The organism is Vibrio sp. A1-1, from assembly GCF_021728175.1.
Lineage (GTDB): Bacteria > Pseudomonadota > Gammaproteobacteria > Enterobacterales > Vibrionaceae > Vibrio > Vibrio diabolicus.
The window spans coordinates 201,115-210,304 of the sequence record NZ_JAKKCL010000009.1 but is presented as its reverse complement, the minus strand read 5'-3'; the positions used below and the strand labels follow the sequence as shown (position 1 = coordinate 210,304).

8 protein-coding genes and 1 pseudogene are annotated in these 9,190 nt (G+C 44.3%); 5 read left to right on the top strand and 4 right to left on the bottom strand.

What is annotated here, in order from left to right:
• Positions 1-123 precede the first annotated feature (123 nt).
• The 4 genes and pseudogenes from L3V30_RS14645 to L3V30_RS14630 all read right to left on the bottom strand — a co-directional run.
• A pseudogene (locus tag L3V30_RS14645) lies at positions 124-393 on the bottom strand (helix-turn-helix transcriptional regulator); the annotation flags it as partial.
• A 228-nt stretch (positions 394-621) separates the two neighbouring features.
• Positions 622-1,290, bottom strand: a complete 669-nt coding sequence (locus tag L3V30_RS14640) for a LuxR C-terminal-related transcriptional regulator (RefSeq protein ID WP_237309186.1) — start codon at positions 1,288-1,290, stop codon at positions 622-624.
• A 248-nt stretch (positions 1,291-1,538) separates the two neighbouring features.
• Entirely contained in the window at positions 1,539-1,739 is a 201-nt protein-coding gene (locus tag L3V30_RS14635; protein ID WP_005392406.1) for a restriction endonuclease subunit S, read from the bottom strand.
• Positions 1,740-1,795: 56 nt separating this feature from the next.
• Complete coding sequence (locus tag L3V30_RS14630; protein ID WP_237309185.1) at positions 1,796-3,706, bottom strand: methyl-accepting chemotaxis protein; 1,911 nt, start codon at positions 3,704-3,706, stop codon at positions 1,796-1,798.
• 310 nt (positions 3,707-4,016) lie between these two features.
• Between L3V30_RS14630 and L3V30_RS14625 the strand changes: the two genes are divergently transcribed.
• From L3V30_RS14625 to L3V30_RS14605, 5 genes are read left to right on the top strand one after another with little or no spacing between them, the layout of a single operon-like run.
• A complete protein-coding gene (locus tag L3V30_RS14625) occupies positions 4,017-4,973 on the top strand; it encodes a MoxR family ATPase (RefSeq protein ID WP_005392397.1) in 957 nt (318 codons plus the stop codon).
• 14 nt (positions 4,974-4,987) lie between these two features.
• On the top strand, positions 4,988-5,914 hold the full coding sequence (locus L3V30_RS14620; protein WP_237309184.1) for a DUF58 domain-containing protein: 927 nt from the start codon (positions 4,988-4,990) through the stop codon (positions 5,912-5,914).
• A 38-nt stretch (positions 5,915-5,952) separates the two neighbouring features.
• A complete protein-coding gene (locus L3V30_RS14615) occupies positions 5,953-6,429 on the top strand; it encodes a DUF4381 domain-containing protein (protein ID WP_047008481.1) in 477 nt (158 codons plus the stop codon).
• On the top strand, positions 6,422-7,426 hold the full coding sequence (locus L3V30_RS14610) for a VWA domain-containing protein (RefSeq protein ID WP_237309183.1): 1,005 nt from the start codon (positions 6,422-6,424) through the stop codon (positions 7,424-7,426). Before L3V30_RS14615 ends, L3V30_RS14610 begins: the two co-directional genes overlap by 8 nt.
• Positions 7,419-9,188: a VWA domain-containing protein gene (locus tag L3V30_RS14605; protein WP_237309182.1), complete on the top strand. Its 1,770-nt coding sequence runs from the start codon at positions 7,419-7,421 to the stop codon at positions 9,186-9,188. Before L3V30_RS14610 ends, L3V30_RS14605 begins: the two co-directional genes overlap by 8 nt.
• Positions 9,189-9,190 lie beyond the last annotated feature (2 nt).

Sequence of the window (9,190 nt, the reverse complement as noted above, 5' to 3'; positions counted from 1 at the left end):
TAGGGGCTTTCTTTCTGCTCATAACAAACAGGATGAAGCACTGGAATGATCACTCAATAGCCAAAAGTGGATCAAGTGCTGAGTGTCACACTTTTTCTGTCAATATGGGCTCGGTGAACACTTACCTAAATTAAGCATTATGGTTCCTAGCACTTTATTACTATCTTTTAAATAAACTAAAGTTTCGGATGGAATCTCAACTGAAAAATCAACAAGCAAAAAGTAGCGTTCCGGAATGAGTTCGTGATAACTAGGGTTTTTAGTATCTATGATCGTTATTTTAGTTTCTATATTTTTAGAAAGCATTTCCTTAAAGTTTTCACTCTGTAAACTTTGTTGAGTGAGCATTAGGACTTCAGGCTTTTCCATATACTGTTCCATAATGTTTCTCATACTTTCAGTGACTTAACATTCTTAAATTAGTCGTTAATCGTCCGCACTTAGGGTGATATGTAAGTGCTAGTCCACAGAGTAAAGTTATTTGCTACTTTTTTAAATTCCAAAGTTATTAAAAAGAGAATCAAAAAAAGTGTTTCTCATAAAAGAAACACTTTTAACACATTTAGGTCACAGTAATGATTAAGAATTCACTAAATTAAATAACGCAATATTTCAAGGACATTACACTGTTAACGAGTTATCCGAAATATTTTCTTTCGCCCAAATAAGTGCTTGGACTCTATTTTTTACTTCAATCTTCTTGAAAATATTGTGTAAATGAGTCTTTACCGTATTCTCGCTCACAAATAGTTGTTCGGCAATTTGTTGATTGGAAGCCCCCATAGAGAGAAAGGTAATTATTTGTTGCTCTCGTTTGGTCAAAATAGCGGGAACATTCTTATTTATAGGTTTGCAGTGGCGACGAAGGTGAGTAATGTATTGCTGAGAAAACTTACGGCTGAACCACATATCCCCCTGAAGTACCTTACCAATCCCAACTTGCAGCGTTTTTATATCATCAGAGGTATAGAAAATACCTGCTAGAGTACGCCAAGCAAAAAGATCTTCAGTCGAAATGGATTGATCACAATTAATTAAGATTTCGAGCGTATCTTTCTGTTGCGACTCTTTAAATTCCGAATAACGCCGAAAGATTTCATCAGTGATCACGCTGCAATCAACAATAATGGCCGACGCTAAAGGCGAATCTAACGCTCCGTGAATAAGAGAGTCTGGTGTGATTAGAGCAACACTAATACCGAGTTTGGTCTCCATTACATCTTTCAGCAGAGATGACTGCAGACTGCCCTCCGTGATTAAAATGACATTTCTTGTTTTTTGTTGCTCCATCCTGATCGCATTCCCTTGGTCGCTTTTATTGAAATACGCAATAGATTTAGATAGAGCAGTAGTATTGTCAAGTATGAAAATAACTAGTACTAATTAATAACTCATTGAAGTGTCAATAATTTTTAAGTGGCAAGTATGTAAGAGGTATTAGCATTTTTCAGGCATTAAAAAAGGGAGCATACACTCCCTTTTTTGTATTTGAGTTGGTGATTTTGTCGCGCCCGTTAGAGCCGAAACCTCACCCTAGCTTAGTGAACTGGAACAGAGTTTTTTTGGTTAAATTTACCAAAGTGTTGCTCTAACACTTCTGGCGTCAACTTACCTTCTGCTTCCAGCTTTTTTAGCTCAGCGACGATCGCTTTTTGCTCTTCTAGCGACGGCAGTTTTACTTCTGGCTCCTGAGCGGCTTCCTGAGAAATCTGCTCTAGTTCTTTTTCGAAGTCATTCATAGTACTTACCTAAATTTAGTTAGTGAACTTTTAAACTTCGGCTATTCTATCCAACTCTATAGCTTGAAGCTACTAACCATCTTGTCCAGACGTGAAGAGAGCGCTTGAAGATCACGACTTGCATCCGCCAGCTCTTCTGCCGTTGTCATTTCATTGATCGCGTTGATTTCTTCAATGTTTTGGTTAATGGTATGCACCACAGTGGATTGCTCTTCCGTCGCCGTCGCAACTTGCGTATTACGATCAGAGATGTCTGTAATTCGCTCAGAAATATTGACTAACACTTCCACGGCTTCATCGGTTGAAGAAACCCCTTCAATAGTGACCGCTTTACCCGCTTCCATCGCACTTACTGCGTCTTGTGCGTCACTTTGAAGTTGGTTGATCATCCGTTGGATCTCTTCTGTTGAGTCAGCTGTGCGTGACGCTAGGTTTCTGACCTCGTCAGCAACCACCGCAAAACCACGACCTTGCTCTCCAGCACGTGCAGCCTCAATCGCGGCGTTCAACGCAAGCAAGTTGGTTTGTTCTGATATGTCACGAATTACGCCCAGAATCGAGCCAATATCTTTAGTTGTCGATGCCAGCTGCGTGACGACAATATTGGTCGTTTCTACGTCATCAGCTAGGCGGCTAATCACCTCTTTGGCTTTCATAACCACTTCACGACCCGTTTGAGTATTATCAGAAGCCTGATTTGCCGTATCGGCAGCAGTCGCCGCGTTCGATGCAATTTCGCTGATGGTCGCACCCATCTGGTTAATCGCCGCAACAACTTGAATGGTTTGATCACGTTGCTCTTGGCTGTTGTCATGTGTGGATGTTGCTTTCGTCGAAACACTTTCTGCGGCTTGACTTAATGAGCCACTGGTTAAAGCAACTTCTTTCATTGTGGCGTGGATCTTCTCAATAAATCCGTTGAAGCCTTTTGAAAGCTGAGCAATTTCATCATTACCCTGAATTTCAATGCGCTGCGCCAAGTCGCCTTCACCTTGCCCAAGGTCGGTAAAACGATCGGCAATCAGTCGAATTGGTTTAGTAATACTATTTGCCAACCATACGCCCATCAGAATGAATACAACGGCGACAATGATGGTCGTAAACAGCATTTTTTGCGCAGTAGCATTTAGGTCCGCGAAGACTTCATCGACAGGAACTACACCAATGACAAACCAATTCATTGAAGGAACATACAAACTGGAAACAAACGTGTCCTGCCCTTCAAAGTCCACATTAATCAAATTGAAGCTGTTTTTATTCAGCAGTGCACTCGCATCACTACCAAATAGCTTGGTGATAGAAGTTTGGTTTTTACCTTGTTGACGATGTATTTGAATCTCACCCTGTTCGTTAGTGAGGAACACATAACCCGTATCTTCAATTTTAAACCCATTGAGCAGCGCAACCATGTCGTCCATCGACTTTGAAAGACCTGACATTGATGTACCATTTAAGTCTTGGTAGTTGGCAAACATTTTTACTTCGCCGTTTGCCTCTTGGAAAACGCTCACTGACGTTTCTTGACCAGAAGACGTAAAGCCAAAGAACCAAGCATCTTGAGTTCGATTAAGCTGACGCAAGAACCCGTTTTGATTCCAGTAATATGCCGTTTGACGATTGGCTACCGACGCATCATTAAGTCCGTACTGGGATTTAACGTTATTGAGCTGCTGAACTAACTGAACTTCTACCGACGGATCGCGGTCTGTATTAGATACAGCTTCGACAATAAACTCGTTTGTTGCGAGCTGTTTTGCGGCTTGTTGCATCTCTACAACTTCGCGGTCAATTTCTGTATTGATTTGCTGCAGCATCGCAGGTAGTTCGATATCAATAAGACGGTGGCTCAACACATCTCTTGCATGACGCTGAGCCATAACACCAACGATAATTGTTGATGCTAAAACAGCAAACGTAATACCAAGTACAACCTTCTGTTTGATGCTCAAGGAATGAAGTTTCAACATATTCGGACCTTTTAAAAGAATCACTTGTTATTGGCCCCATAAGGGGAATCTGGTGCATATCTCATGACACGCACATCACAGAAACTTTATCGGCTCACATATACAAAACTAGAGGCATTTCTCACTATATTATGAAAAATAAATGTAACGCTCTGTCAGATAAGAACTTTCAGTGATAGCAAGTACTTGCAATTCTCTGCAGAGTCCCAATATTGAAAAGATAAATTGCGAAAGCGCATTGGAACTTTTTCCATCTGGAAAATGACCAATACTCAACACAAAAATCAAATGGATATCGAGAGTCCAAAGCATGCATAAATCTAACTTCGAAACTCTTCAGCAATACCTAGAGTCGCAGATCATTGGTCAGCAAGATCTAGTCAAACAACTGCTTGTTGCCCTTTTGGCAGATGGACATATTTTGGTTGAGGGCCCTCCTGGGCTGGCAAAAACCCGTGCAGTAAAATCACTCTCAGATTGTGTTGAAGGCGACTTCCACCGAATTCAGTTTACCCCTGACTTGCTGCCAGCCGATTTAACCGGCACCGATATCTTCCGCCCCGAAACCGGAGAGTTCACTTTCCAATCTGGTCCTATCTTCAATTCTCTTATCCTTGCGGATGAGATAAACCGTGCACCGGCCAAAGTACAAGCGGCGATGCTTGAAGCAATGGCAGAGAAACAAGTCACAGCAGGTCGCCATACTTACCCGTTGCCAGAGTTGTTTTTGGTCATGGCGACTCAAAACCCGATTGAACAAGAAGGGACTTATCCACTACCTGAAGCACAGCTAGATCGCTTTTTATTACATTTAGAAGTGGAATACCCAGATGCGGAGCATGAGCTATCTATCTTGCGTATTAACCGCGGTGAAGCAAAAGGCGAAACTACAGTCGAGCGCCCAATGTTAAGCCAACAAGATATATTCACTGCGCGTAAAGAAGTGTTGGATATTCATATGGCCGAAACGATAGAGCAGTACATCGTCCGTTTAGTTATGGCAACACGTCGAGCCAGCGAATATGACACTGAGCTGGATAAGTGGTTGTCAATGGGCGTTAGTCCACGTGCCACCATCGCTCTGGATCGTTGTGCCCGTGCGCACGCTTGGCTTGCAGGTCGTGATTTTGTGTCCCCAGAAGATGTTCAAACCATGGCTTATCCGGTTTTGCGCCACCGTTTATTACTGAGTTACCACGCTCAAGCGGAAGGCATTACGGCAAACCAAGTCATTGATAAGCTGCTAAACCTCGTTGGCAGTGCATAAGACGAGGGAGTGATATGTCCACAACGCATCCATTGCCACCTCATGCGAATGGGGTGACATTAACCCTTGAAGAGCTGCTGCAATACCGCACTCAATCTATACGTTGGTTGCCACCAGCACAAAGTATCTGGTCGCAAATGAGCGGTAACCATACCAGCCGCCAAAAAGGGCGAGGCATGGATTTTATGGAAGTACGCCAATACCAACCTGGCGATGATATCCGCAGTATTGATTGGCGGGTAACTGCTCGTACAGGGAAAGCGCACACAAAGTTATTTGCAGAAGACAAAGAGCAAGCTGTGATTCTTTACCTTGACCTGAGTTCTAGCCTGCATTTTGGGTCTAAGTATATGCTTAAGTCGGTTCAATTGGCTCACTTTGCCAGCGTGTTGATTTGGCTCACTTTGGCTAAAAAGGATCGCATCGGTGCGGTGATTGACGATGGACATCAATGTTTTGAGTTTCGCCCTTCCTCTCTACAAAAACAGGGGCTGCGGATTCTTAATGCTATCGTCGATACACATAACGCGCAGGTGGCTCGTACTGCCAACAACGAGGCTCGTACACTGCAGTATACTCAGGTGTTAGAAACACTTCATACACTGACACCTAAGGGCAGCGAACTGATTATGCTCAGCGACTTTGCCCACATAAGCGCAGCAGAGTTGACGCAGTTACGTCGACTAAAACAGCACAACAGTGTGAGGGCTATTCAGTTTTATGATCCTTTAGAAAGAGGTGAAACAAACTTTAGAGGTCAAGTAAAAGCCTCGGATGGACAACGTAGTCAATGGTTCAACTTTGGCTCCAAGGGCCAAAGAAAGGAACTCGAAACACACTTTACTCAACACCAAGAAACCATTAAACAGCAATGCCATTCGATGGCGATTCCATTTAACACGCTATCAAGTGGTTGGCCCTTGATTTCACAATTAAGCTAACAAACTGTACAAGCAGCATTTATTAAGCAGTAATAATAATGACAACAAACAACCAAAGCCTAGACCTTGAACCTCTGATTTTACCAAACGCTCCGGATTGGTTTCCGCTCGCTTGGGGATGGTGGGCAGTGCTTGCGGCCACCGTACTTTTCGTTTTCAGCATTTATCTTTATACGAAATGGCGTAAAAAACGCCTACGCGCGCAAAAGGCAGCCTTAAAACTTTTAACTCAATCTGTCACACCTCATACCCCTTCCTCTGCTCTAGAAATATTGCGTCAGGCGGCATTGAGTTACTTTCCGCGTGAAGAAATCGCACCATTAACTGGAATCGCTTGGTATGAGTTTCTCGATAGCCATACAAAAGAGACTCGATTCGTAGACAAACAACATCAGTGGCAAGAAGCGCTGTATCAGAAATCCTCTCAAGAAAATCATCAAAGCTTGGTCGATGATTGTGTCTTTTGGATAACTCACGCTTTGCCACCAAAGAAAAAGGCAAATAACCGTGACTGAGCAAACACTCATAACCGAACTTGCCCAATGGCTAAACATTGAATTTGTCTGGTGGTGGGCACTATTTTTGCTGCCTGTCCCCTGGCTGGTATACAAGCTCCTGCCACAAGAATCTCAACAAGCCGAGATCAAATTGGCGTACTTACCAACTAATGAGAATGGCAGCAAGCCTAGGCAAGCCCTGCAAAAATCACTATCAATGGCGATCTGGGTTCTTCTTATCATTGCTTGTGCGCGTCCAGTTTGGTTTGGTGATCCAGTTGAGTTCCAACCCAAATATCGGGACTTGATGTTAGTCGTCGACCTATCTGGCTCGATGCAGCAAGAAGACATGGAGCTCAACGGCGAATACATCGACCGCCTCACCGCTGTCAAAAAAGTTCTGTCTGATTTCGTGGCAAAGCGAAAAGGCGACCGTCTCGGGGTTGTTTTGTTTGGCGATCACGCGTATTTGCAAACGCCACTCACTGCAGACCGTAAAACCGTCATGCAGCAGATTAATCAAACCGTCATCGGCCTGGTTGGTCAACGAACCGCCATTGGTGATGGCATTGGTCTAGGCACGAAAACCTTTGTAGACAGTGATGCTCCGCAACGAGTCATGATTTTGCTTAGTGACGGCAGCAACACTGCCGGTGTGCTCGAACCGCTCGAAGCAGCGGAAATCGCAAAAAAATACAAAGCGACCATTTACACCGTAGGCGTAGGTGCTGGTGAAATGATGGTGAAAGAGTTTTTCATGACTCGTAAGGTTAACACCGCAGCCGACTTGGATGAGCAAACACTAACTAAAGTGGCAGAGATGACTGGTGGACAATATTTTCGGGCGCGAGATACTGATCAGCTCGAAAAGATCTACGACACGATCAACCAGCTCGAGCCCGTGTCAAGCGACACGCAAACTTGGCGTCCGCAGTCAGAATGGTTCCCATACCCATTAAGCGCTGCATTCGTACTGTCGGTATTGTTATTCCTACTGAGGAGAAAACATGGCTGAGTTTATTTTCCTTAACCCTTATTGGCTTTTGGGGCTTATCGCAATCCCTACTGCGCTCTTGCTCAATCACAAATTTAGAGCAAAAAAATCGACACTGATTGCCCCTCACCTAGCTAAAGTGCTCGGACAAAACACGCAGTCCAAACACTATTTTATTCTCTGGGGCGTAGCTTGGGCGCTTGCCTGCATTGCGCTAGCGGGACCAAGCTGGCAATCCAACGCTCGCCCAAGCTTTGAGTTAAACCAAAACCGCATTTTAGTGCTTGATATGTCTCGCTCGATGTTCGCTACGGACATCAAGCCTAATCGACTCGCGCAAACACGTTATAAGGCGCTGGACTTACTTCCTAAATGGAAAGAAGGGGCTACGGGTCTTATTGCTTACGCTGGCGATGCCTATAACTTAAGTCCACTGACGACTGATTCCAGTACGCTTGCCGTCATTATCGAGAATTTGTCACCAGAGCTAATGCCTTTTCAAGGGGCAAACCTGCCTTCCGCAATTGAATTAGCGCTCAACCAGTTCTCTCAAGCAGGTGTGCAACAAGGCGACATCATCGTGTTAGCTGATGACCTTGATGAGTCAGAACTGTCTCGGACGTTGAATTTGGTCGAAGGTAAAAACATTCGCATCTCAGTTCTCGCAGTAGGAACCGCTAATGGCGCTCCCATCGCCCTACCCGATGGTTCTCTTTTAAAAACGGCACAAGGCACAACAGTCGTAGCGAAAACAAATCTGAAGAATTTACAAATACTAGCAAAGAAAACAGGTGGAATTTTTGTTCCTATTCAGCACACCAATCGCGATGTTGAGAACATTTCGGCCTTTACGAGCAACGTTGGCAGTCAACTTTCGGCCAAGAAGAGTGAAGAAGTGAGCACTGACTCTCGCTTAAACGGTGGCTTTTGGTTGCTGCCGCTGTTACTTCTGCCTGCAGCTTTACTGTTCCGACGCGGCCTGATTTGGATGTTTGTGGCCACAATAATACCGATGACTTGGACACAACACGCCGAAGCAAATCCGTTCTTAAATGCCGACCAACGAGGAGCGGAACTCTACAAGCAAGGTGAGTATGAACAGGCGCAAAATCTATTTACAAACCCAAGCTGGAAAGGGGCAGCCAGTTACCAAAAAGGTGACTACGAAGCCGCTATCGAAGCATTTTCTCATGACGCCTCTCCTAACGGCCGCTATAACCTTGCCAACTCTCTGGCGCAAAATGGTCAATTAGAAGAAGCGGCAGAGCTTTATAAAAAACTGCTTGAAGAAAAGCCCAACTTTGAAGCTGCAAAGAAAAACTTGTCGGTTGTGGAACAGAAGCTGAAACAGCAACAGCAACAGCAACAGCAACAGCAACAGCAACAGCAACAGCAACAGCAACAGCAACAGCAACAGCAACAGCAACAGCAACAGCAACAGCAACAGCAACAGCAACAGCAACAGCAACAGCAACAAAAGTCTCAAAACGGTGAGAAGGAAGAGCAAGGACGACAGTCACAAAGTCAGCAAGAATCTGAAAATAAAACAGAAAAGCAAAAAACAGAGCAACATCGACCGAAACGAGGTGAAAAGCAGGCTCAGGAACAAGGTGAACCAATGCAGGCTCAAGTACAGCCAAAAAATACGCATCGGGATGATCCTGAATTCCGTCGTCTAGAAGCAGTCGAAAGCGCTCGCGATCCAAGCTTTTTGATTCGTGCAAAAATGCAGCTTCAAGCTCAACAAAAACAACCTCCACAACAATCTCAAAAGGAGTGGTAAGC

Excerpts from the sequence above, each read along its gene's own strand:
- L3V30_RS14615 (WP_047008481.1), top strand. The coding sequence starts at position 5,953 with ATGACAACAAACAACCAAAGCCTAGACCTTGAACCTCTGATTTTACCA.
- L3V30_RS14630 (WP_237309185.1), bottom strand. The coding sequence starts at position 3,706 with ATGTTGAAACTTCATTCCTTGAGCATCAAACAGAAGGTTGTACTTGGT.
- L3V30_RS14635 (WP_005392406.1), bottom strand. The coding sequence starts at position 1,739 with ATGAATGACTTCGAAAAAGAACTAGAGCAGATTTCTCAGGAAGCCGCT.
- L3V30_RS14605 (WP_237309182.1), top strand. The coding sequence starts at position 7,419 with ATGGCTGAGTTTATTTTCCTTAACCCTTATTGGCTTTTGGGGCTTATC.
- L3V30_RS14620 (WP_237309184.1), top strand. The coding sequence starts at position 4,988 with ATGTCCACAACGCATCCATTGCCACCTCATGCGAATGGGGTGACATTA.
- L3V30_RS14625 (WP_005392397.1), top strand. The coding sequence starts at position 4,017 with ATGCATAAATCTAACTTCGAAACTCTTCAGCAATACCTAGAGTCGCAG.
- L3V30_RS14640 (WP_237309186.1), bottom strand. The coding sequence starts at position 1,290 with ATGGAGCAACAAAAAACAAGAAATGTCATTTTAATCACGGAGGGCAGT.